The 21,937-nt window shown below is 65.2% G+C and carries 20 protein-coding genes; 3 read left to right on the top strand and 17 right to left on the bottom strand.

From position 1 onward, the window contains the following. Positions 1 to 84: 84 nt before the first annotated feature. The 15 genes from JJB99_RS00170 to murJ form a co-directional block, all read right to left on the bottom strand. A complete protein-coding gene (locus tag JJB99_RS00170) occupies positions 85 to 498 on the bottom strand; it encodes a helix-turn-helix domain-containing protein (protein WP_008540161.1) in 414 nt (137 codons plus the stop codon). Between the two features lie 218 nt (positions 499 to 716). Next, on the bottom strand, positions 717 to 2,330 hold the full coding sequence (gene lnt, locus JJB99_RS00165) for an apolipoprotein N-acyltransferase (RefSeq protein ID WP_200496838.1): 1,614 nt from the start codon (positions 2,328 to 2,330) through the stop codon (positions 717 to 719). Continuing rightward, positions 2,327 to 3,445 carry a hemolysin family protein gene (locus JJB99_RS00160; RefSeq protein ID WP_200496837.1) on the bottom strand — a complete coding sequence of 373 codons (1,119 nt, stop codon included), beginning with the start codon at positions 3,443 to 3,445 and terminating at the stop codon, positions 2,327 to 2,329. The genes lnt and JJB99_RS00160 overlap by 4 nt, the downstream gene beginning before the upstream one ends. Beyond that, a complete protein-coding gene (gene ybeY, locus JJB99_RS00155; RefSeq protein WP_246775106.1) occupies positions 3,445 to 3,933 on the bottom strand; it encodes an rRNA maturation RNase YbeY in 489 nt (162 codons plus the stop codon). The genes JJB99_RS00160 and ybeY overlap by 1 nt, the downstream gene beginning before the upstream one ends. A gap of 83 nt (positions 3,934 to 4,016) precedes the next feature. Then, complete coding sequence (locus JJB99_RS00150; RefSeq protein ID WP_200496835.1) at positions 4,017 to 5,012, bottom strand: PhoH family protein; 996 nt, start codon at positions 5,010 to 5,012, stop codon at positions 4,017 to 4,019. 64 nt (positions 5,013 to 5,076) lie between these two features. Further along, positions 5,077 to 6,471, bottom strand: coding sequence for a tRNA (N6-isopentenyl adenosine(37)-C2)-methylthiotransferase MiaB (gene miaB, locus JJB99_RS00145; RefSeq protein WP_200496834.1), 1,395 nt, complete (start codon positions 6,469 to 6,471; stop codon positions 5,077 to 5,079). 179 nt (positions 6,472 to 6,650) lie between these two features. Beyond that, complete coding sequence (locus JJB99_RS00140; protein WP_200496833.1) at positions 6,651 to 7,331, bottom strand: HAD family hydrolase; 681 nt, start codon at positions 7,329 to 7,331, stop codon at positions 6,651 to 6,653. A 53-nt stretch (positions 7,332 to 7,384) separates the two neighbouring features. Next, a complete protein-coding gene (locus JJB99_RS00135; protein WP_200496832.1) occupies positions 7,385 to 7,840 on the bottom strand; it encodes a Fur family transcriptional regulator in 456 nt (151 codons plus the stop codon). Between the two features lie 37 nt (positions 7,841 to 7,877). Then, entirely contained in the window at positions 7,878 to 8,363 is a 486-nt protein-coding gene (gene rimI, locus JJB99_RS00130; protein WP_200496831.1) for a ribosomal protein S18-alanine N-acetyltransferase, read from the bottom strand. Continuing rightward, positions 8,360 to 9,055, bottom strand: coding sequence for a tRNA (adenosine(37)-N6)-threonylcarbamoyltransferase complex dimerization subunit type 1 TsaB (tsaB, locus tag JJB99_RS00125; RefSeq protein WP_200496830.1), 696 nt, complete (start codon positions 9,053 to 9,055; stop codon positions 8,360 to 8,362). The genes rimI and tsaB overlap by 4 nt, the downstream gene beginning before the upstream one ends. An 88-nt stretch (positions 9,056 to 9,143) precedes the next feature. Then, positions 9,144 to 9,713: a NifU family protein gene (locus tag JJB99_RS00120; RefSeq protein WP_200496829.1), complete on the bottom strand. Its 570-nt coding sequence runs from the start codon at positions 9,711 to 9,713 to the stop codon at positions 9,144 to 9,146. Positions 9,714 to 9,884: 171 nt separating this feature from the next. Continuing rightward, positions 9,885 to 11,039: an IS481 family transposase gene (locus JJB99_RS00115; RefSeq protein ID WP_200493737.1), complete on the bottom strand. Its 1,155-nt coding sequence runs from the start codon at positions 11,037 to 11,039 to the stop codon at positions 9,885 to 9,887. 282 nt (positions 11,040 to 11,321) lie between these two features. Next, positions 11,322 to 11,816, bottom strand: coding sequence for a universal stress protein (locus tag JJB99_RS00110; RefSeq protein ID WP_200496828.1), 495 nt, complete (start codon positions 11,814 to 11,816; stop codon positions 11,322 to 11,324). A gap of 108 nt (positions 11,817 to 11,924) precedes the next feature. Further along, entirely contained in the window at positions 11,925 to 12,977 is a 1,053-nt protein-coding gene (gene trpS / locus JJB99_RS00105; RefSeq protein WP_200496827.1) for a tryptophan--tRNA ligase, read from the bottom strand. 203 nt (positions 12,978 to 13,180) lie between these two features. Then, a complete protein-coding gene (murJ, locus tag JJB99_RS00100; RefSeq protein ID WP_200496826.1) occupies positions 13,181 to 14,716 on the bottom strand; it encodes a murein biosynthesis integral membrane protein MurJ in 1,536 nt (511 codons plus the stop codon). 125 nt (positions 14,717 to 14,841) lie between these two features. Between murJ and JJB99_RS00095 the strand changes: the two genes are divergently transcribed. Next, positions 14,842 to 15,843, top strand: coding sequence for an adenosine kinase (locus JJB99_RS00095; protein ID WP_200496825.1), 1,002 nt, complete (start codon positions 14,842 to 14,844; stop codon positions 15,841 to 15,843). A gap of 154 nt (positions 15,844 to 15,997) precedes the next feature. Here JJB99_RS00095 and JJB99_RS00090 read toward each other — a convergent pair whose 3' ends face one another. Then, the gene (locus JJB99_RS00090; RefSeq protein WP_200496824.1) at positions 15,998 to 17,188 is read right to left on the bottom strand and encodes a serine hydrolase domain-containing protein; all 1,191 of its coding nucleotides are present in this window, start codon (positions 17,186 to 17,188) and stop codon (positions 15,998 to 16,000) included. Between the two features lie 343 nt (positions 17,189 to 17,531). On the opposite strand from JJB99_RS00090, the gene JJB99_RS00085 reads away from it, so the two are divergent. Together JJB99_RS00085 and JJB99_RS00080 are read left to right on the top strand one after the other, a co-directional pair. Next, positions 17,532 to 17,852, top strand: a complete 321-nt coding sequence (locus JJB99_RS00085) for a hypothetical protein (RefSeq protein WP_091898185.1) — start codon at positions 17,532 to 17,534, stop codon at positions 17,850 to 17,852. A 110-nt stretch (positions 17,853 to 17,962) separates the two neighbouring features. Further along, positions 17,963 to 19,456, top strand: a complete 1,494-nt coding sequence (locus JJB99_RS00080; protein WP_200496823.1) for an NAD-dependent succinate-semialdehyde dehydrogenase — start codon at positions 17,963 to 17,965, stop codon at positions 19,454 to 19,456. 120 nt (positions 19,457 to 19,576) lie between these two features. On the opposite strand, the gene JJB99_RS00075 is transcribed toward JJB99_RS00080, so the two are convergent. Then, positions 19,577 to 21,793 carry a SulP family inorganic anion transporter gene (locus JJB99_RS00075; protein ID WP_200496822.1) on the bottom strand — a complete coding sequence of 739 codons (2,217 nt, stop codon included), beginning with the start codon at positions 21,791 to 21,793 and terminating at the stop codon, positions 19,577 to 19,579. Between the last annotated feature and the right edge of the window lie 144 nt (positions 21,794 to 21,937).

Genomic DNA, 21,937 nt, shown 5'->3' with positions numbered 1-21,937 from the left:
GGACAGGGCGCGCAGCAAGGCGCGGCCGCAAATGACGACATAGGCCAGATTTGGCGCGGCCTCAAATCGGAATGAGGAGCCGCCTCAGCGCTTGTCCGGGCCTTCGCGCGCGGCGATCTGCTCGACCAGATCGACGATCGAGCGGCGCATCTTCGAATCGGCGATTCGGGTGAACGCCTTGGTCAGTGCGAGACCTTCGGAGGTCGCGAGGAAGTCGGAGACGTAAGAGGGCGAAGCGCCTTCGCTGAAGCCGTCCGGCCCCGGCACGCCGCTAGGGCCGCCCTCGAACAGGAACGACACCGGCACCTGGAGAATCTCGGCGATCTGCTGGATGCGGCTCGCGCCGACGCGGTTGGTGCCCTTCTCGTATTTCTGGATCTGCTGGAAAGTCAGGCCCAGGGCTTCGCCGAGCTTTTCCTGGCTCATGCCCAACATGATGCGGCGCATACGCACGCGGCTGCCGACATATTTGTCAACAGGGTTGGGCGCTTTCGACATTTCCTCAGCCCTCCAAACATCACCTCCGGCGCAATCAGGAATGCCTCAGGTGCCAGCATCGTCAAAATCACACCCTGTTATTGGGAAACATTGCGGAGAAATTTAGCAATGCCCACTGTCTTTTGCAGCGGATGCAGAATGGGGAGCCCGCGCGCAGTCTGTCAACCGTGTACTACGGTTGTCAAAGGTTTCCGGCCGGGCCGGCGGCGACGGTGCGATCAGGGCTGCCGCTTGGTGACACGGCGGCGGACCGCCAGAATCACCGCCAGCGCCACCAGCATGGCCGCTGGTGCATCGCCCACGCGCGCATAGACGGTCGGCGGGATCGCGGCGGGCAGGTTTGCATCCAAAATGCCCTCAATGCCGAGACCGAGCCTAGCAATCGTTCGCCCGACCGGATCAATCACTGCGGAGATGCCGGTATTGGCGGAGCGCACCAGCGGCAATCCGAGCTCGATCGCGCGCATCCGCGCCTGCTCCAGATGCTGATATGGGCCGGTCGAGATGCCGAACCAGCCGTCATTGGTGAGGTTCACAATCCAACCCGGACGCTCGTTGCGTCCGGCAATCTCGCCGGGAAAGATCGCTTCGTAGCAGATCAACGGCAGTGCGGGCGGCGCACTTGGCACCGGTAGCGCATGACGCACGGTGCCGGGAATAAAGCCGCCGCGCACGCGCGTCAGCTGCTCGAAGCCGAGCTTCTCCATCAGGTCCTGGTAGGGGAGGTATTCGCCGAACGGCACGAGATGCAGCTTGTCGTAGGCCGCGAGCACGCTGCCGTCGTGATCGATCACGTAGATTGAATTATACGCGCGCGTGATCGGCGTGCCGCGCGGTAGGTCGGGCGCGCGGACCGAACCGGTGATCAGCACCGTGCCCTTCGGCAGCAGGTCGGCGATCTCAGCCATCGCGTCGGCTTCGCGGGTCAGGAAGAACGGAAAGGCGGATTCCGGCCAGATCAGGATGGTGGCATCGCGCACGCCGGTCGATTGCGGTCCGGAGGCGCGGTCCGACAGCGCCAGATATTTCTTCATCACCTCCGCCTTGGCGGCGTAGTTGAATTTCGCGTCCTGTTGCAGGTCCGGCTGCATCAGGCGCAGCTTGGTGCCCGCCACCGTCGTGGTCGGATGCAGCGACAGGCGGATCGCGCCGAAGACGCCCATGACGATCAGCAGCGTAATCGCGGCCGCCGGCACGCGCCATTGCAGGCGGCGATCGGGCGTGCGGTCGATCAGCGTCGCGGGACTGGCGAAGATCGCGACCGTCAGGAATGTCATGCCCCATAGTCCGATCAGCGATGCCGTCTGCGCCAGCGGCAGCGGCTCGGACAGGGCATAACCGAACGCGTTCCAGGGGAACCCGGTCAGCGCGTGGCCGCGCAGCCATTCGCTGATGGTGAGGCTTGCCGCGAGCGCAAGCACGCGCGTGGCGTTCTTGGTCCAGAGCAGCCGCGCGAGCGCAAAGCCGATTGCCGTGAAGATGGACAGATAGGCCGGCAGGCCCAGCACCGCGAACGGCGTCAGCCATGCGAACACATCGGCGTCGACGAAGAAGGCGTAGCCGATCCAGTAGAGGCCGGGAACGAAATAGCCGAGCCCGAACCAGTAGCCGGTCAGTGCCGCGGCGGGCACGCCGCCGTAGCGTCCGGCGCCCGCGCCGTCGATCAGCCAGACCAGCACCGGGAACGTAATGAACAGCACCGGGAAGATATTGAACGGCGCCAATGCCAGCACAGAGAGCGCGCCGCATGCCATCGCGATGAGGGCGCGCTTCCATCCCCAGGTGAGGATGATGGCAAGCGCGATCAGCCGAAGTCGCTGGAGCGGGCTCACTGCTGGCCGGTCCCCTCGCTCGGCGGCGGGGTGGGCGTGTCACCGGCTGGCGGCTGACCGCTGTCAGGCGCAGCCTCGCGGCGCCGGCTCTCGCGCTGGGTGCGCGGGGCAGGCCGCTCCTTCCGCGTCGAGATGCGCAGCCGCTTGACGCGGCGCGGGTCGGCATCGAGCACCTCGACCTCGTAATTGCCGGGGCCCGAGATCACCTCGCCGCGCACCGGCAGGCGCCCGACGAAGCTGACGAGATAGCCGCCAAGGGTCTCCACTTCCTCGCCGGCCTCGCCGGTGACGAAGTCCTCGCCGATCACGGTGCGGACGTCGTCGAGGCTGGCGCGCGCATCGGCGATGAAGGCGTTATCGGGCAGGCGCACGATCGAGGGCGGCTCGTCGCTGTCGTGCTCGTCGTCGATTTCGCCGACGATCTGCTCGACGATGTCCTCGAGCGAAACCAGTCCGTCGCTACCGCCATATTCGTCGACGACCAGCGCGAGATGAATGCGCGTCGCCTGCATCTGCGCGAGCAGGTCGATCGCCCGCATCGACGGCGGCACGTAAAGCAGCTTGCGGATGATGCGCGCATCCTCCAGCGGCAATGCGAGGTCGACCGTCCGCAGGTCGAGCCCGGCCGGCAGCGGCTTCTTGCGCTTGGTCTTGACGGCTTCCGGGACGCGGGCACGCGCGGTCATGAAGGCGAGCAAATCGCGGATGTGGACGATCCCGACCGGATCGTCGAGCGTCTCGTTGTAGACCACGAGACGGGAATGGCCGGCGCTCTCGAAGCGGTCCATCAGCTCGCCGAGCGGGATGTCGCGCTTCACCGCGACGATGTCGGCGCGATGCACCATGACGTCGGCGATACGGCGCTCGTGCAGGCCGAGGATGTTGCGCAGCATGGTGCGCTCGACCGCAGAGAAGCCGGTGTCGTCAGGCGTCGTCGCGTTGAGCACGACCTGGAGGTCGTCGCGCACGGATCCCGCCTTCCAGCCGAACAGCGTGCGGATGGCGCGAACCAGCCAGCCGTCCGCCGTCGGGCGCAGCACCTCGCCTGGTGTCACCACGGCCGGCAAATTGGGCGTGTTGCGCGGATTGTCGTGGGTCGGGTCGGAATCCGGCATCAGTGCGTCCCCGTGCGGTCTGCATAGGGGTCGGGGATGCCAAGATGTGCCAGGATCTCGGTCTCCAGCGCTTCCATTTCCTCGGCGTCGTCGTCGGTCTCGTGATCGTAGCCGATCAGGTGCAGGAAACCATGGACGGCGAGGTGACTCAAATGATGATCGAACGGCTTGTGCTCCTCGTCCGCCTCGCGCCGCATGGTCTCATAGGCGATCGCGATGTCACCGAGCATGCGCGGCGCATCGCCTTCCTTCCACTCGCCCTCCGGCTGGAGCGCGGGAAACGACAGCACATTGGTCGGCTTGTCGATGCCGCGCCAGTTGCTGTTGAGGGTGCGGATGCCGGCATCGTCGGTCAGCATCACCGCCACTTCCGCGTCGGCGACGTCTTCGTCGACACTCTCGGCGGCGGCGGCGACCGCGCGCTGGATCACGGCTTCGGACTCGGGCTCGCGCTGCCAGCAATCGGCAACGACGAGGACCTCGGTCATGGGAAGGTTCGGATGTGACATTGTGCTTGTTCGGAACGATGAGGCGCCTTCGTCCGCGCCCGCTTGGTCCGGATGTTGTCCCGTCAGGATTTCTGGGCTGCCGGCCGCTGCGGCGACCCTTCATAAGCGGCGACGATCCGCGCCACGAGCTCGTGGCGGATCACGTCCTCGGCCTTGAAATGAACTTGTGCGATGCCTTCGACGCCGCCGAGTAGGCGCGTCGCCTCGGCAAGACCCGAGGTCTGGCCGTTCGGCAGGTCGATCTGCGAGGGATCGCCGGTCACGATCATGCGGCTGTTCTCGCCAAGGCGGGTCAGGAACATCTTCATCTGCATCGACGTGGTGTTCTGCGCCTCGTCCAGGATGATGGCGGCATTGGTCAGCGTGCGGCCGCGCATGAAGGCGAGCGGCGCGATCTCGATCTCGCCGGTCTGCAGCGCGCGCTCGACGACTCGCGCATCCATGAGGTCGTAGAGCGCGTCGTAGATCGGGCGCAGATACGGATCGACCTTCTCGCGGAGATCGCCGGGCAAAAAGCCGAGCCGCTCGCCGGCTTCGACCGCCGGACGCGACAGGATGATCTTGTCGACCTCCTTGCGCTCGAACAGCTGCGCGGCATGCGCGACCGCGAGCCAGGTCTTGCCGGTGCCGGCCGGGCCGATGCCGAACACCAGCTCGTGGCGCTTCAGCGCGCGGATGTAGGAGTCCTGCGCCGCCGTGCGCGCGCGCACCGGACGCTTGCGCAAATTGATGCTGTCGAACGTCGCCTTGGCCGACTTGGCGTCGAACTCGAACAGCGACCCCTGCGCGATCACGGCGCGGATTGCGCCCTCGACCTCGCCCTGGTCAAGATCCTGTCCCTTCACGGCTTGCGCGTAGAGCATCTCCAGCACGCGGCGTGCGGCATCGCAGCCGTCGCGCGTGCCGCCAATGGTGATGTGGTTGCCCTTGGAATCCACGATGACGCCGAGCCGCCGCTCGATCTGTGCCAGATGCTGGCCATAGGGGCCGACCAGCGCGGATGCGGCGCGGTTGTCGTCGAAGTCGATGACGACCTGAGTCTCGGGCGGAACTTGCATGTCGCGGTCAAATTTGCGGCTGGGAGCGATAGACGACGAATCCGATGCGCTTTTGGGCAAGGGTTCAGGCTCCGATGGCTTGCGATAAAGCGGGCCCGCCCGCGGTGCGCGGTGTGGCGAGCTCGCCGAGGAAGCTGTAGCGTTCGAGGCTGTCGATTCTGACCGGCAGGATTTGTCCGATGATGTCGGACGAGGCCATCACATGGGCAGGCTGGAGGAATGCGGTGCGGCCGACGATCTGGCCGTGCTTGCGCGCCGGACGTTCGAACAGCACGTCGACCGTTGAGCCAATCGCAGCCTTGTTGAAGGCCGATTGCTGGCTGTCGATCAGTTCCTGGAGCCGCTCCAATCGCTGGTCCATCTCGGCGGGGGACACCGTCTCCTGCATGTCCGCGGCCGGCGTTCCCGGCCGGGCGGAGTATTTGAACGAATACGCGGCAGCGTAGCCGATTTGCGTGACAAGCGCGAGGGTGGCGAGAAAATCTTGCTCGCTCTCGCCGGGGAAGCCGACGATAAAATCCGATGAAAAAGCAATGTCTTGGCGCGCGGCGCGGAAACGGTCGATGACACGCCGATAATCATCGGCGGTATGTTTCCGGTTCATGGCGGCGAGAATCCGGTCCGAGCCCGACTGCACCGGCAGGTGCACGAACGGCATCAAGGCGTCGAGATCGCGATGGGCTGCAATCAAGCTGCCATCGACGTCGCGGGGGTGGCTGGTCGAATAGCGCAGCCGCGCGATGCCGGGAATTGTCGCGAGGTGCTCGAGCAGCCGGCCGAGCGGCCAGGTCTTTCCGTCAGGACCATCGCCATGATAGGCGTTGACGTTCTGGCCGATCAGCGTGAGCTCGCGAACGCCGTTGTCGGCCAGCCGCTTCGCGTCGTCGACGATCTTCGCGACCGGACGCGAGACTTCGGCGCCGCGCGTATAGGGCACGACGCAGAAGGTGCAGAACTTGTCGCAGCCTTCCTGCACCGTGACGAAGGCGGAAATGCCGCGCGCGCGAATCGCGTCGGGCTTCGGCTGGGCCAGGAAGCCGAACTTGTCGGCCGCGGGAAATTCAGTCTCGATCGCGCGGCCTTCGCTGCCGGCGCGCTTCAACAGCTCAGGCAGATGATGATAGCTCTGCGGGCCGACCACGACGTCGACCGCGGGCGCACGGCGCACGATCTCCTCGCCCTCGGCCTGCGCCACACAGCCCGCGACCGCGATTCTCATGGTGCGGCCGTTGCGCGCGGCCTCGTCCTTGGCAACGCGGAGCCGGCCGAGCTCGGAATAGACCTTCTCGGAGGCTTTTTCGCGGATATGGCAGGTGTTGAGGATGACGAGGTCGGCGTCCTCGGCACTGGCCGTCTCCACGAATCCTTCCGGCGCCAGCGTGTCCACCATGCGTTGGGCATCGTAGACGTTCATCTGGCAGCCATATGATTTGATGTGCAGCTTGCGCGGCGGCGTCATGGAACCCGAATTGAGGTGGAGGACCGCCCTCAGATATAGGTTGGAGGGCCAAAAATCCAGCGAAGGCAGCCATTTGGGCCGTCATTCCGGGGCGCGATGCAGTCGCTAACCCGGAATCTCGCCAAAACCTCTGGATTCCGGGTTCGACGCTGCGCATCGCCCCGGAATGACTGTGGCGCCTAGCCCGCCACGGCGTCCGCCTCGACCCGCCGGACCAGCTCCGGCAGCTGGTGCATGTCGGCAAAGGTCAGGTCGGCGCCGGCCCGGTGCAGGGCCTCGGCATGGCCTTCGCCGCAATGGCTGCCGCCGCAGAAGCCGAACACGGTCATGCCGGCCGCCCGGGCGCCGGCAATGCCGGCCAAGCTGTCCTCGATCACGACGCAGCGCTCGGGCGGCACGCCCATTTCGCGCGCTGCGAACAGGAACAGGTCGGGCGCCGGCTTGCCGTTTGTCACCTGCGAAGCCGAGAAGATGTTTGGCGCCAGGCGCTCGTAGAGCCCGGTGCTCCCCAGGCTCACCTGCATGCGCTGATGCGAGCCGCTCGAGGCGACACAGACGGCTTGCGTCACCACATCGAGCACATCATGGATGCCGCGGATCGCTTCGAGGTCGGCCTCGAATGAGCGGTGCAGCTCGTCCTGCAGGTCGCCGTGATAGGCCTCCGGCAGCTTGCGGCCGAGCTCGGTCTCGATCTCGGCGTTCGCCTGCCGCCTGGAGCGGCCGAGGAAGCGCGCGAACACCTGCTCCGAGGTGATCGGATAGCCATGCCGGGTCAGCACATTGGCATGGGCGCGACAGGAGATCACCTCGCTGTCCACGAGCACGCCGTCGCAATCGAAGATGATGAGGTCGATCGGCACTAAGGCATGATCCGGAAAAGTGTGAAGCGGTTTTCCGACAAGATCATGCCAAATCAAGACGTCGGCGTGTCGTCGTCGAGCGGAACGCAATAGAGCTCGAGCCGGTGATCGACGAGCTTGTAGCCGAGCTTGCGGGCGATCTCCGCCTGCAGCTTCTCGATCTCCTCGGAGGTGAACTCGATCACCTTGCCGTCGCGCAGATTGATCAGGTGGTCGTGGTGGCTGTCGCGCATCGTCTCGTAGCGCGCGCGGCCCTCGCGGAAATCATGACGCTCGATGATGCCGGCATCCTCGAACAGTTTCACGGTGCGATACACGGTCGAGATCGAGATCTTGTCGTCGACGGCGACGCAGCGCCGGTAGAGTTCCTCGACATCTGGATGATCGACCGCCTCGGCCAGCACGCGGGCGATGACGCGGCGCTGCTCGGTCATGCGCATGCCGGTGGCGGCACAGCGCGCCTCGATGCCGGACGCCTTGGATGCGGAAGAAGGTTTCAGTGCGGTCATGGTTGTCTGCCTGGCGGGCCGCTTTCTGCCATCAATGTTACGACAAGTCACGCCGCATCAGAAGGGCGTCCAATTGTTCCCCGTTCGGCTGCTTATAGTAGCGTTCGCGGCGCCCCACCACCATGAATCCGGCCCTCTCGTAGAGCCGCCGCGCCGGCTGGTTATTTTCCTCGACCTCGAGAAATATCGTGCGCACACCGCGCCCGGCGAGATGACCGAGATGGGTCATCAGCAGCGTGCGGGAGAGGCCGCGGCCGCGATGTGACGGATCGACCGCGATCGAGAGGATTTCCGCTTCGTCTGCGCCGATCCGCGACACCGCAAAGCCGATCGTCTTGCGGCCGAGGCGCAAGCGATGCACCAGCGTGTTGCGCTCGGTCATCATGCTTTCGAATTCGCCTTCGCCCCAGCCGTGCGCGAAGGAAGCGCCGTGCAGCTGTGCCAGCCGTGCAGCGTCGCGCGCGGACGCGGGCTCGACGGCGGCCGTGCCGCCGCGCCACCATTCCGAAAACCACTTCATCATGAGTTTGCGGCTTGCGCTGCGAGCGGCGGCAGTGCGGCCGGCTTTGCGTCGGGCGCCTTCAGATAGAACGGCCGCGCCGGATTGGTCTCGGGATCGGCCGCGGCACCGAGCCAGGCGACCCAGCCGATGCCGGGCGCGGGCTGCGCGTCCACCGCAACAGGCTGCGGCGCGTCCTTCGGCCAGCGCCCGGCGAGGAGGTTTGCGGCATTGCCGACCAGATGCGGGGCGCCGAACTGTGAGGCCGCGATCGCCTCGTCGATCGGGACAATTCCCGGCCGCACCAGCTGGCTGCCGTCGCCGGCGACGATCTGGAAATAGACGTGATCATGCCGGGCATCGATCGCGGAGATCACGGGCGCCGATTTGCTCTGGCCCACGACGGCCGCGGCATAGGCCGACAAGGTGGTCAGGCCGACCGCTGGCTTGCCGGCCGCAAGCGCAAGCCCGCGCGCCGCCGAGATGCCGACCCTCAGACCGGTGAAGCTGCCGGGACCGACGGTGACGGCGATGCGGTCCAGCGAGCTGAAGGTAAGATCGGCCGACTGCATCACGCGCGCGATCAGCGGCATCAGCGCTTCGGCGTGACCGCGCTTCATCGGAAGCGATTCCCGCGCGCGCAGCTCGGCCGTTTCGGTGTCGAGCACGGCTGCAGCGCAAGCGTCGAGCGCAGTATCGATGGCGAGGATCAGCATGAAAGAACGAATGGCGCGTGGTGAATGGCGATCAGTCTAGCCGATCGAAATCCCATTCGCCATTCGCTACTCGCCATTCGCGCTCTAATCACATCGGCCGGACTTCGACCACGTCGGGCACGAAGTGCTTGAGCAGGTTCTGGATACCGTGCTGGAGCGTCGCGGTCGATGACGGGCAGCCGGAGCAGGCGCCCTTCATGTTGAGATAGACGATGCCGTCCTTGAAGCCGCGGAAGGTGATGTCGCCGCCGTCATTGGCGACCGCCGGCCGCACGCGGGTCTCGATCAGGTCCTTGATCATGTCGACCGTCTCGGCATCGGCCTCGTCGAAGAACTCGTCCTCGTCGTCGAGATCGGCATCGCCTTGGGCCTCGCCGCCGGCGAGCAGCGGCGCGCCGGACATGTAATGCTCCATGATGGCGCCCAGGATCGCGGGCTTGAGCTGCTGCCATTCACCGCTCGCCTTGGTCACGGTGATGAAGTCCGATCCATAGAACACGCCGGTGACGCCGGGCACGTCGAACAGCTTTTCGGCGAGCGGCGAGCGCGTGGCCGCTTCGCGGTTGGAAAATTCCATCGGGCTGCCGTCGACCACGACGCGGCCGGGAATGAACTTCAGCGTGGCGGGATTGGGGGTGGGTTCGGTTTGAATGAACATGGGTTTCTCCAGACGTCGCCAGTTCAAGGCCGGCGCGTGCTCCATCCACTAGCAGATGGCGATGGCGAACGCACGGTCAAGGGGAAGTGGAGCATTAGTCCAAGATTTTCAGTGAGTTGTCCAGCGGATGGATGGGTAACAAAACAGACCGGATGGATAGGTAACAATCGTTCATGGTTTGGTCGGCTGCGGCGCTGCGCTAGCGCAGCGCCGCAGCCTGCGTGTTTTCTGGTCGATGATGCCGATCGGTATGTGGAAGAAGCGCACTTGCCATTGCCCATCGGCGGCCTCCTCGACGGCAACGGCCTCACCAATGAGAGCGCTGGAGATGTGAATGAGTTCGCCGCGCCACTTGATCTCGCCGTTGGAGCGGACCTGGCGCACCGCGGCTTCGGCTGGATAATCCGGCTCCGGAAGCCGCCTCGGCATCGCACGAGACGAAGGCTGATAGACGCTGGCAGGTGGGCGCTGGCCAAGTGACTCGTGCGGTCGTTCTTCGTTGTAGTCGCGCACGAATGCCGCGAAGCGACGAGCCTGCGCGGCCTGGGTCGGCGGCGGCGGCTGCATGGCCTCCAGAAGCGTGAGGTGAAAACGCTCGTGGCGGCCGTTCTGCTGTGGATGGCCGGGATCAATCCGTTCATGGCGGATGCCAAGCTTGATCCACCATACCGACAGTGCCGTCAGGCCCGTGGTTCCGGTCGAGGCGAACGGCGAGCCGTTGTCGGAGCGGATGATCTGCGGCAAGCCGTACTCGCGAAACGCCCGCTCCAGCAGCGGTTGGCACTCGGCATGTTGCGTGCTGCCCGTCGCCGCCAGGCTAATCAAATAGCGGCTGAAGCCATCGGTCACCGTGAACGGTTCAACGCGAGATCCGTCGCCCAGGCGGATCCAGCCCTTGTGATCGAGCGCCCATACATGGTTGGCATGCTGAGGCACCGTCAGTTGCCCCATGCGCGGCGGCGCACGCCGCCGGGTCCGACGGTTGCTCACCAGTCCCGCCCGTTTGAGAATCCCGCCCGCCGTCGAGGCCGACGGCCAATCGACGTCCCCTTGGCGAGCCTCAAGTTTGCTGACGATCTTGCGCGGTCCCCAGCTCGGCCGCTCAAGCCGCAGCCCCACAATCGCATCCACGATGTGCTGTGGTGTCGCCCGTCCATGAACCCGCGCGGCATGGGAGCGATCCGCCAGCCCGGCAGGTCCTTCCAACCGGTAGCGCTCCAGCCACTTATAACCGGTCTTGCGGCTAATCTCGTAGCGCTCGCAAAGCTCCGTCATCGTCCACAAGCCGGTTCGCTGATCCGAGATGAAGCGAACTCGTTCGTCCATTGTACAGCTCTCCCGCCAAGGCATCGGCTGATCCTCCCAGCCGACAGAGAACTGTCACCCATCCATCCGGTCTACTCTGTTACCTATCTATCCGGTCTGGACAGAGTTGCGCTACCCTCCCCTGGCGGGGGAGGGTCGATCGCGCGCAGCGCGAGCGGGGTGGGGTGATCTCTCCCCACGGGCACTGTTGGACGGGGAGAGACCGTCACCCCACCCCGTCTCATGTTTCGCTCCGCAACACGAGCCGACCTCCCCCTCCAGGGCAGGGTAAGAAAGAGCGACCTACGACAGCGAATCCACGCTTTGATCGCTCAGCGCACCCGAAATGATCGTCACCGGCACCGGGAACGTGCCCAGCGCATGCGCGAGCAGCGCGACCAGCGGCCCGGGTCCCTCGGCGCCGGGATTGGCGGCGAGCACCAGCATGGCGATGTCAGGGTCCTCGTCGATCACCGCCAGCAGCTGGTCCATCGCGGCGCCTTCGCGGATCACCCGCTCCGGCGTGATCGCGGCGATGCCGTTGGCTCTGCCGGCGGCGCGGTCGAGCGCGGCTTCGGCTGCTTCCTGCGCCTCGGCGCGCATGATGTCGGCGACACCAAGCCATTCCTGGCTCTGCTGTTCGGGCTCGATGATGCGCAGCAGCACCACGCCGCCGCCGGCGCGGATCGCCCAGCGGCTGGCGTAATAGACTGCGCGATCCCATTCGGCGGTGTCGTCGACAATGACGAGGCATTTGGGCTTGTGACCCGACTCGAAGCAAAGTCGCTTGCTAGTCATGCCTATCCCGGCGTGTGCACGGCCTGCATGGTGCCACACTCCCTCACCGTTTGGGAGAGGGATAGCGGCCGGTGCCATGGCGCAGGCCGAGCTCCGTTAGCGCAACAATCAGCGCCGGCGGATGAAGCCGACGATGTCCTTCGAGAGCTTCATGGTCTGGTCGGCGATGGCGCGGGCGCGGTCGGAACCCTCGTTCAGGATCGCGTCGATATGGCCGGGATCGGCAACGAGCCGCTTCATCTCGCCGGCGATCGGCGCGAGCTTGGTCACGCACAGCTCCGCCAGCGCATTCTTGAAGCTGGAGAACTGACCGCTGCCGAACTCGCGTAGCACGTCGGCCTTGGAGCGACCGGACAGGGCTGCGAAGATGCCGACGAGATTGTCGGCCTCGGGGCGCGCTTCCAGGCCTTTCTCCTCGGTCGGCAGCGGCTCCGGATCGGTCTTCGCCTTGCGGATCTTCTGCGCGATGGTGTCGGCATCGTCGGTGAGGTTGATGCGCGAATTGTCCGAGGCATCCGACTTCGACATCTTCTTGGTGCCGTCGCGCAAGGACATGACCCGCGTCGCCGGTCCCGTGATCAAGGGTTCCGGCAGCGGGAAGAACAGGCCGTCGCTGGCGCCGTTGCTGCGGATGGAATCGCCAAAATCGTTGTTGAACTTCTGCGCGATGTCGCGCGAAAGCTCGAGATGCTGCTTCTGGTCCTCGCCGACCGGCACATGGGTGGCGCGATAAAGCAGGATGTCGGCGGCCATCAGCACGGGATAGTCGAATAGCCCGACGGAAGCGTTCTCGCGGTCCTTGCCGGCCTTCTCCTTGAACTGGGTCATGCGGCCGAGCCAGCCCATCCGCGCGACGCAGTTGAAGATCCAGGCGAGCTCGGCATGGCCCGAGACCTGGCTCTGGTTGAACACGATGTGCTTGTTGGGATCGATGCCGCTGGCGATGAATGCCGCGGTGACTTCGCGGGTGTTGCGCGCGAGCTCGGCCGGGCCGCCCCAGACGTCCACGCCTTGCGTGATCGCGTGCATGTCGACGACGCAATAGATGCAGTTATGGGTTTCCTGCATCTTCACGAAGTTGACGATCGCGCCGAGGTAATTGCCGAGATGCAGATTGCCGGTCGGCTGGACGCCGGAAAAGACCCGTTCAACGAATGGCATGATAAGCCTTCCCATAGGTATTCGGCCGTCGTTTCCAACAGCGGCGCTGCCCCGTCAAGGGTAATTCCATCTCTCCCATAGGGAGAGGTCGGCGCGAAGCGACGGGTGAGGGGCTGTGGCCTCTCGTGGGACCAAGTCCCCTCACCCGATTTGCTGCGCAAATCGACCTCTCCCGATGGGAGAGGTGAAGACCAGCGGATGCTCTAATGTGCGGGCCGCTTCAGGACGGCAGCCGCTTCGCGCCACGAGGCTGCGCCGAGGATTTGCAGGAGCAAGCCATAGCCGGCGATTCCGGCTGCGATCTGCAGGCCGAGGGTGATGACGCGGATGAGGCCGTGCGCTTCGGCGGGCACGAGATCCGTGGTCAGCCAGAGCAGGGCGCCCATGGCGCAAGCGGCGAGCACGATCCGCGGCAGCCGTTTTCGCGCGGCGGCATCGGCCGAGAAGCCGAACTCGCTGGTGCCTTTCCGGAGCAGCAACAGCGCGCTGCTCCAGGCGCCGGCCGCAATGCTCGCGGCGATCCCGCTCGCGCCGAAGACATGGCCGAGCAGGACGGCGAGAGCGACCGCGACCACAAATCCTTTGGCCGTGGCGAGCAGCGGCATCATCGTGTCGCTGCGGGCATAGAACGCCGGCGACAGCGCCTTGATCAGCACGTGCGCCGGCAGGCCCAGCGCCAGCCACATCAGCGCATGCGCGGTCGCCGCGCTGTCATCGGCGCCGAACGCGCCATGCTCGAACAAGAGCCGCACGATCGGGTCGGCCAGCACGATCAGGCCGAGGGTGGCCGGCAGCGCGAGCCCGGCCGCAAGCTCGAGCGCGCGCGATTCCGCATGCGCCACCGCGTCGCGGTCGCCGCTGGTGACGGCGCGCGTCAGCTCGGGCACCAGCACCGTGCCCATGGCGACGCCGACGATGCCGAGCGGCAGCTCGATCAAGCGGTTGGCGAAATAGAGCCAGGACACCGCGGAGGGTGTCGCGGAAGCGATGATCGCGCCGGCCACCATCAGCCATTGCGGCCCCGAGCTTGCGATCATGCCGGGAATCGCCTTGGCGAAGAAGCCGCGCATCTCCTTGTCGAGGTTTACGCGCAACGGCGTCGCAAGACTTGCACTTCGCTGCGACAGGAGCATCAACAGTTGCAGCAGCCCGGCGATGCCGACGGCGGCCGCCAGCATCCACGCCGCGAAGCCGGCATCCGCATGCCAGCCCAGCAGCAGCCCGATCGCGGCGATCAGCGCAATGTTGAACAGCAGCGGTGAGAATGCCGTGAGCGCGAAGCGGCCTTTCGCGTTCAGCAGGCCCATCAGCACGGTGACGGGGCCGGCGAAAGCGAGGTAAGGCAGCATCAGCCGCGCGTTCTGCACGGCGAGATCGAGCGTCGCGCTACCGAGAAAGCCGGGCGCGATGATCGTCATGATCAGCGGCATCACCAGCGCAATCACGGCGGAGATCGCGATCAGCGCCGCACTGACCGTGCCGAGCACGCGCCCCGCGAAGGCGGACGCGGCCGCTTCGCCATTGCGGTCCCTGACACGCAGCCAGGCCGGGATCAGCGCCGCATTCAGGGCGCCCTCGCTGAGCAGGCGCCGCACCACATTGACGAGCTGGAAGGCGGCCAGAAACGCGTCCGCCACGGCGCCGGTGCCGAGCAAAGCCGCGATCAGGGAATCGCGCGCAAAGCCCAGCAGCCGCGAGGCCAGTGTTCCCGTCGAGACGGTGAGGAAGGAGCGGATCATCGGGCCGTTATAATACCGTTGCTTGCCCGTAGCGGCCCGGTCGTGATAGGCCGCGAGCCAGATTTAAGGCCGACATGAAGCGGATTTCCGCAGGTATCGCAATCCGCCAAACAGGATCAAGGTGAATGGCTGACGTGAAATATGACGTTCTCGGCATCGGCAACGCGCTGTTCGACGTGCTGGTCCGGACCGACGAGGCTTTTCTCGCCAAGCACGGCATGACCAAGGGCAGCATGTCGCTGATCGACGAGGCGCGGGCCGCCGCCATTTACAACGACATGGGCCCGGCGACGGAAGTCTCCGGCGGCTCGGCCGCCAACACCATCGTCGGCATCGGCAGCCTGGGTGCCCGCGCCGCCTATGTCGGCAAGGTCAAGGACGACCAGATCGGCAAGCTCTATGTCCACGACATCCGCGCCGCAGGCGTCGCCTTCAACACGCCGGCCGCGAAGGACGGTCCCGCCACCGGCTGCTCCTACATCCTGGTCACGGATGACGGCGAGCGCACCATGAACACCTATCTCGGCGCGGCGCAGGATTTGTCGCCCGCCGACATCGATCCGGCCGAGATCGCCGCGGCCGGCATCGTCTATCTCGAGGGATATCTCTGGGACCCCAAGAACGCCAAGGACGCTTTCGTCAAGGCCGCTCAGATCGCCCATGAGGCCAAGCGCAAGGTGGCGCTGACGCTGTCGGATTCGTTCTGCGTCGACCGCTATCGCGACGAGTTTTTGGGCCTGATGCGGGGCGGCACCGTCGACATCGTGTTCGCCAACGAGGCCGAGCTGCATTCGCTCTACATGACCTCGGATTTCGACACCGCGCTGAAGCAGCTGCGCAGCGACGTCGAGCTGGGCGTCGTCACCCGCAGCGAGAAGGGCTGCGTAGTGGTGACCCCGACCGACGCCGTCGCGGCCCCTGCCTCGCCGATCAAGCAATTGGTGGATACCACCGGCGCGGGCGATCTCTTCGCGGCAGGCTTCCTCTATGGGCTCGCGCGCGATCTGTCGCACAAGCAGTGCGGCGAGCTCGGCGCGCTCGCCGCTGCCGAAGTGATCCAGCACATCGGCGCACGTCCGCAAACATTGCTGAAGGATCTCGCCCGGCAGCGCGGGCTGACGGTTTAGGGCGTAGTAGCCTCATTCCCGCTGTCGTCGCCCGGCTTGACCGGGCAACCCAGTACGCCGAGACGTCAGTGGTTTATCGAGAAGCTGCGGCGTACTGGATTCCCCGCTTTCGCGGGGAATGACAGTCCTCGTGTAGCGAGAGCACCCAGCCCCTTCACGCCGCCTTCTGCCCGCTGCCGGCATCGAGCCCGGCATAGACACCGCGCTCGAATCCCGCGAACGCCTCCAGGCATTTTGCATCGGCGAATGGCAGCAGCTGCATCAGGATCACGCCAGTGACATCGCGCGCAGGGTCGATCCAGTAGTAGGTATTGGCAAGGCCAGCCCAGGCGAGGCTGCCGGCGCTGCGGCCTTCCGCCGTCTGGGCGGTGTTGATCATGAAGCTGAGGCCCCACTTCTTCACCTGCTCCGGGTAGAGATCGACGTCGTTGGTGTACATCGGCGCTGCCGTGGTCATCTTGCCCATCGCGAGATCGCCGATGTGGTTCTGCCCCATCGTCGCGACCGTCTCGGCCTTCAGCACTTGGTTGCCGTTGCCGCGGCCCTTGTTGAGGATCATCTGGGTGAACTTGATGTAGTCGGCCGCCGTCGAATAGAGGCCGCCGCCACCCATGTGGAATTCCGGCTCCTGTTCGAGCTCGAACGGGATCGATGCGAGCTGGCCGTCTTCGCCGCGTGCATGCATGCCGACCAGGCGCCTGCGCATGTCGTCGGTGATCTTGAAAGCGGTGTCAGACATTCCGAGTGGAGCAAAAAGATTGTCGCGCAGATAAGCATCCAGCCGCTTGCCGCTGACGGCTTCCACCGCCTTGCCGACGAAATCGATGTTGGTGCCGTATTCCCAGCGCGTGCCGGGATCGGACATGACAGGCGTCTTCAGCGCCGCGTTCTGGCAGGTGGTGATGGCGGGAATGCCGGTCTTCTCCAGATAGACCGCAAGATCGCCGTTCCACATGTTGTAGCAGAAGCCGGCGGTGTGGGTCATGAGCTGGCGCAGCGTGATCGGCCCCTTCGCCGGCCGCAGCTTCGGCTCACCCGCAGCGTCGAAGCCTTCGAGCACCTGCGGCTTGGCGAGGTCGGGCAGCACTTCGCCGATCGGCGCGTCCAGCGACAGCTTGCCCTGCTCGACCAGCTGCATCGCGCCGGCCGTCGTCACCGCCTTCGTCATCGAGGCGATCCAGAACACGCTGTCCTCGGTCATTGCGTGGGGCTTCGACAAATCGCGTTTGCCGAATGCACCGTGATACAACATGTCGCTGCCGCTCGCAGCGATCGCGACGACGCCGGGAATTTCCTTGTCGCACTTCTGGCGTAGGATCTCGTCGATCTCGGCTTGGCTTTGCATGCGCGTTTCCTCCGGTTTGATTATTGTTGGAAGTGATCGATTGTCCTCCTGCGCGCTCTGCGCGGCAAGCGCGTCGAGATGCCCGCGTCGGTCGCGATGTCGTGACTTGACGGAGCGCTGTCGGCGCAGGACGACATGGTAGTTGAGCTGCAACACTCCGTCACAATCTGCGGTAGATGGCCCAGCCGTGACCCTGGATGGGCTCAGGCGATATGTTTTCACGGTTTGAAGCACTTGAAACATTTTGTGCGTTGCGGCGTTCAGCACATGGCCCGATCGGCGTCGACATTCAAACTTGATGCAAATTTGGCGGTCGCCGCGCGACCGCGAGGGGGGACCTCAGATGATTTCGACCTGGAGCGAGTGGAAGCGCTATCCCCGTCCCGGACGGGGCGACAATCTGGAGGCGCCGATCTCGCCCGGCATCTATGAGGTTCGCATCGCCGGCACCGGCGCGCTGTATTCGTTCGGCGCGGTCGACAATCTCGCGCAGGCCCTGGCGCTGCTGCCGGTCGGCTCGAAATCCTGGTTCGGCCGCCGCGACACCTCTGACGTTCCAGATCTCGAATACCGGACGTGTGCGACCTCCTCGAAGGCCGACGCCAAGGCAGCGGCCGAACGAATGATCGGCCGGCGCGAAACCTATCTGAGTGGCGCGGCGTAAATCCGCGGCTCCGAGTTTAACTCCCATCAGATGTGCATTGCGGGACGGTGCATTGCGCACCGTCTGCCCCTATATTCCGGGCCGATCCGATCGCCTTAGGGAGCAACGCCATGACCCCGACCGCCGCCGCACGCACCCCGCAAGCAACTGCCACCCTGCGCGATCGGTTGAAGGACCCTTCGCTGCTGAAGGAGGCCTGCTACATCGACGGCGCCTGGGTCGGCACGCCGGTCTTTGCGATCAACAATCCCGCGACCGGTGTCGAGCTGGCAAAAGTCCCGCAGCTTGGCGCGGACGACACCACCAAGGCCGTGGAAGCCGCCGAGCGTGCGTTTCCGGCCTGGGCCAAGCACACCGCAAAACAGCGCTCCAACATCTTGCGCAAATGGTTCGAGCTGATCATCGCCAACCGCGAGGACCTCGCGCTGATCCTCACCTCCGAGCAGGGCAAGCCGCTGTCTGAGGCGCTCGGCGAGGTGGACATCGGCGCCGCCTATATCGAGTTCTTCGCCGAAGAGGCTCGCCGCGTCTATGGCGAGACCATCCCGACGCAGCGGCCCGATGCGCGGCTGCTCGCGATCAAGCAGCCGATCGGTGTCTGCGGTGCGATCACGCCGTGGAATTTCCCGAACTCGATGATCACCCGAAAAGTGTCGCCGGCGCTGGCCGCCGGCTGCACCGTTGTGCTCAAGCCCGCCAACGAGACGCCGCTGTCGGCGCTGGCGCTGGCCGTGCTTGCGGAGAAGGCCGGCATCCCCAAGGGCGTGCTCAACATCGTCACCGGTGACGCACCGCCGATTGGCAAGGTGCTGTGCGAACATCCGGCGGTGCGCTTCGTCGGCTTCACTGGCTCGACCGCGGTCGGCAAGATCCTCTACCAGCAGGCCTCGGTCGGCGTGAAACGGCTCGGCCTCGAGCTCGGCGGCAATGCGCCGTTCATCGTGTTCGACGACGCCGACATCGATGCTGCCGTCGAAGGCGCCATCGTCTCGAAATACCGCAACATGGGCCAGACCTGCGTCTGCGCCAATCGCATCTACGCCCAGGACAAGATCTACGACCAGTTCGTCAAGAAGCTGTCGGCGAAGGTCGCGGCGATGAAGATCGGCGACGGCACCGAGAGCGGCGTCACGCAGGGTCCGTTGATCAACATGAAGGCGGTCGACAAGGTCGAGCGTCATATCGCCGATGCCGTCAAGCGCGGCGCCAAAATCGTCACCGGCGGCAAGCGCAGCGAACTCGGGCGCTCCTTCTTCGAGCCGACCGTGCTCGCCGACGTCAAGGCGGATTCGCTGGTGTCACAGGAAGAGACCTTCGGCCCGCTCGCGCCGGTGATCCGCTTCAAGGACGAGGCCGACGTGATCGCGATGTGCAACGCCTCGCCGTTCGGCCTCGCCTCCTACTTCTACTCGCGCGATCTCGGCCGCGTCTGGCGCGTCGCCGAAGCGCTGGAGTCAGGCATGGTCGGCGTCAACACCGGCCTGATCACCACCGAGGTCGCTCCTTTTGGCGGCGTCAAGGAAAGCGGCCTCGGTCGTGAAGGCTCGCGTCACGGCATGGAAGAATATGTCGAGATCAAATACGTGATGATGGCGGGGGTGTGAGGCCGCCGGTATCTCTCCACGTCATTACGAGCGAAGCGAAGCAATCCAGAATCTTTCCACCGGGACAGCCTGGATTGCTTCGTCGCAAGAGCTCCTCGCAATGACGAGGCTAGCTGCGTACTACCGCCTCAACACCGCAATCGTCCGATTCGCAAACGTCAGCCGCTCGGCCATGACCGACACGAAATAGGTCAGCAGCTTGTGGCTGAGCGCAGGGTCCTCGTCCTTGATCGCCTCGAACTGGTGCGTGTTCAGCACATAGAGCACGCTGTCGACCTCAGCCTGGATTGTCGCGCTGCGCGGGGCCTGTGACACCAGGCCCATCTCGCCGATCGTGGTGTAGCGCCCCAGGCTACGCACGCGCGTGGTGCGGTCGTCCTCGGCGGGGACCATGATGCCGACCCGGCCCTCGAGGATGAAATGCATGGAATCGGCGGGGTCACCGGCCTGCACGATGACCTCGCCGGCGGCAACTTCGATGCGCTGGCAGCGGCGGATCAGCGCGTCGGCGTCGTCCTCGCTGTCGAGGATGTCTGCGAACCAGTCGCGCAGGCTGGCCTCTTCCTGCGCCAGGCCCTGATGCTGCGAGATCAGCTCGTTCTCGCACCATTCCAGCGCATGATCGAGCTCGGGAATGATGACGACGCCCTCGCCGACGAAATCGCTGGAGCGCAGCACCTTCTCGGCCGCGGCTGACAGATGCACCAGGATCAGCTCGACCCCGAGATCGGCCGCGCTGCGCTTGATCTGGGCAAAGCTGTAGGCCGCCGACGAATCAACGCCGGTGACGAGCTTGAAGTCGAACAGCAAATAGCGGCACTCCGGCCGCTCCTGGAGCAGTTGCTTGACGTGCTGGTACAGCCGGTTGGCGGAGCCGAAGAACAGATAGCTCTGCAGGTTCAGGCCCTGAATCTTGCCACCATGGGCGAGCAGCACCTCCTGATCGTCGCGCGAGCGGTCGAGCGAGGAGCGATATTCCGAGCCGTCGAAACTGTACTTGATCGATTCGACCCGCGCCGCGCTGAACGCGAAGGTGGCGCAGCCGATGATGACGCCGATCAGGATGCCCGGAACGAAACCCCAGACCACGATGATTGCGATGATGGCGATCAGGGAGAGGTATTCCAGCTTCGAAAGCCGCTTGCGCGATTCGATGATCCATTTGTGCAGCTGGTCGGCGCCCAGATAGAGCAGCAGGCCGCCGAGCACGAATTTCGGGATGAAGCCGAGCAGCTCCGGCGCGACCGCGAGCATCAACAGCGATAGCGCCGCGACCGTGAGGCCGGACAGCCGTCCGCGGCCGCCGCTCGAGAAATTCAGCACCGAGCGGCTGACCGAGATGCAGCCGGCATAGCCGCCGAGCACGCCGGTCAGCATGTTGGCGGTGCCGGTGACGTTGAGCTCGCGCTCGAGATTGGCCTCGCGATGCACGGCCACCTCGATTCCCGTCGTGTTGAACAGCGTGCTGGACGCGGTCACGAAAATGACGGCGACGAGATTGCCGAGCAAATCAGGCACGGCGAACCAGGGATAGTGGATCAATCCATCGACGTGCCAGGGCACCATGAACGCCGCTTGCGGCGGCGGTTGGAAGGTCCAGCCCAGCGCACGGGCCTCTGTAAGCGAGACGCCCGTGATCCAGAACGCCAGATGCGCGGTGAGCACGCCCCCGATCAGGATGATCGGCAGCCCGAACGGGCCGCGCGAGCGATGCCAGGTCAGGTAGAGCACCAGCGCCATGGCGCAGGCGGCGCCCAGCTCCGACAGTGCGATGCCGTTGGCGAGGCGCGTCAGCGTCGCGAACTCCACGGGATGGTCGGTGATCACCCGGATCGCGCCCATGAGGATAAGCAGTCCGGTGGCGCCGAGGAAGCCGCCGACCACGGGATAGGGTACGTAGCGGATGGCGCGGCCCATCCGCGTCAGGCCCAATCCGCACAGCGCCACGCCGGTCAGCACCGTCGACAGGCCGAGCGTGATCAGGACCGGCGAGAGCAGCGGCGCGCCCGGATTGGCCGCCACGACCCGTTCGACCAGCGAGGCCGCCAGAATGCCCGTCACCGCGGCGGTCGAGCTGTCGGGAGCGGCAATCGCGAACGGCAGGGAGCTGCCGAGCGCCACGATGGCGGCCAGCACGGCGGAGCTGATGAAGGTCGCCGCGATCCCGTAGGCCAGAAAGGGCGAGAGTGGGCCGGCGAAGATCAGCAGGGCGTAGGAGAGACCGAAGGTGACGGTCAGGACGCTCGCCGCGGCTCCACCCAAGATATCATTCAGCGCACGCTTGACGGACGGACTGACCCCCGTGACCGGATCGAAGCCAATTGCTGGGTCTGTCACCCCGTGACACTCGCTCATGAATATTCCCGTCCGAGACGTAGACGAACGCGAGCGTAGCGCAACAGGATTCTTGCAACTATGAAGTATCCGACAGTTTTGTCGCTGCGGTGGGAATGCGGCCCGCGGGACGTGAATGGCCGGTCA

Origin of the sequence: Bradyrhizobium diazoefficiens, from assembly GCF_016616235.1 — a bacterium.
Taxonomy (GTDB): Bacteria; Pseudomonadota; Alphaproteobacteria; order Rhizobiales; family Xanthobacteraceae; genus Bradyrhizobium; species Bradyrhizobium diazoefficiens_H.
Note: the sequence above shows the minus strand (reverse complement) of the source record. Positions and strands in the feature narration are given on the sequence as shown.

Excerpts from the sequence above, each read along its gene's own strand:
- JJB99_RS00170 (WP_008540161.1), bottom strand. The coding sequence starts at position 498 with ATGTCGAAAGCGCCCAACCCTGTTGACAAATATGTCGGCAGCCGCGTG.
- JJB99_RS00160 (WP_200496837.1), bottom strand. The coding sequence starts at position 3,445 with ATGCCGGATTCCGACCCGACCCACGACAATCCGCGCAACACGCCCAAT.
- ybeY (WP_246775106.1), bottom strand. The coding sequence starts at position 3,933 with ATGACCGAGGTCCTCGTCGTTGCCGATTGCTGGCAGCGCGAGCCCGAG.
- JJB99_RS00150 (WP_200496835.1), bottom strand. The coding sequence starts at position 5,012 with ATGCAAGTTCCGCCCGAGACTCAGGTCGTCATCGACTTCGACGACAAC.
- miaB (WP_200496834.1), bottom strand. The coding sequence starts at position 6,471 with ATGACGCCGCCGCGCAAGCTGCACATCAAATCATATGGCTGCCAGATG.
- JJB99_RS00135 (WP_200496832.1), bottom strand. The coding sequence starts at position 7,840 with ATGACCGCACTGAAACCTTCTTCCGCATCCAAGGCGTCCGGCATCGAG.
- rimI (WP_200496831.1), bottom strand. The coding sequence starts at position 8,363 with ATGATGAAGTGGTTTTCGGAATGGTGGCGCGGCGGCACGGCCGCCGTC.
- tsaB (WP_200496830.1), bottom strand. The coding sequence starts at position 9,055 with ATGCTGATCCTCGCCATCGATACTGCGCTCGACGCTTGCGCTGCAGCC.
- JJB99_RS00120 (WP_200496829.1), bottom strand. The coding sequence starts at position 9,713 with ATGTTCATTCAAACCGAACCCACCCCCAATCCCGCCACGCTGAAGTTC.
- JJB99_RS00115 (WP_200493737.1), bottom strand. The coding sequence starts at position 11,039 with ATGGACGAACGAGTTCGCTTCATCTCGGATCAGCGAACCGGCTTGTGG.
- JJB99_RS00110 (WP_200496828.1), bottom strand. The coding sequence starts at position 11,816 with ATGACTAGCAAGCGACTTTGCTTCGAGTCGGGTCACAAGCCCAAATGC.
- trpS (WP_200496827.1), bottom strand. The coding sequence starts at position 12,977 with ATGCCATTCGTTGAACGGGTCTTTTCCGGCGTCCAGCCGACCGGCAAT.
- murJ (WP_200496826.1), bottom strand. The coding sequence starts at position 14,716 with ATGATCCGCTCCTTCCTCACCGTCTCGACGGGAACACTGGCCTCGCGG.
- JJB99_RS00095 (WP_200496825.1), top strand. The coding sequence starts at position 14,842 with ATGGCTGACGTGAAATATGACGTTCTCGGCATCGGCAACGCGCTGTTC.
- JJB99_RS00090 (WP_200496824.1), bottom strand. The coding sequence starts at position 17,188 with ATGCAAAGCCAAGCCGAGATCGACGAGATCCTACGCCAGAAGTGCGAC.
- JJB99_RS00085 (WP_091898185.1), top strand. The coding sequence starts at position 17,532 with ATGATTTCGACCTGGAGCGAGTGGAAGCGCTATCCCCGTCCCGGACGG.
- JJB99_RS00080 (WP_200496823.1), top strand. The coding sequence starts at position 17,963 with ATGACCCCGACCGCCGCCGCACGCACCCCGCAAGCAACTGCCACCCTG.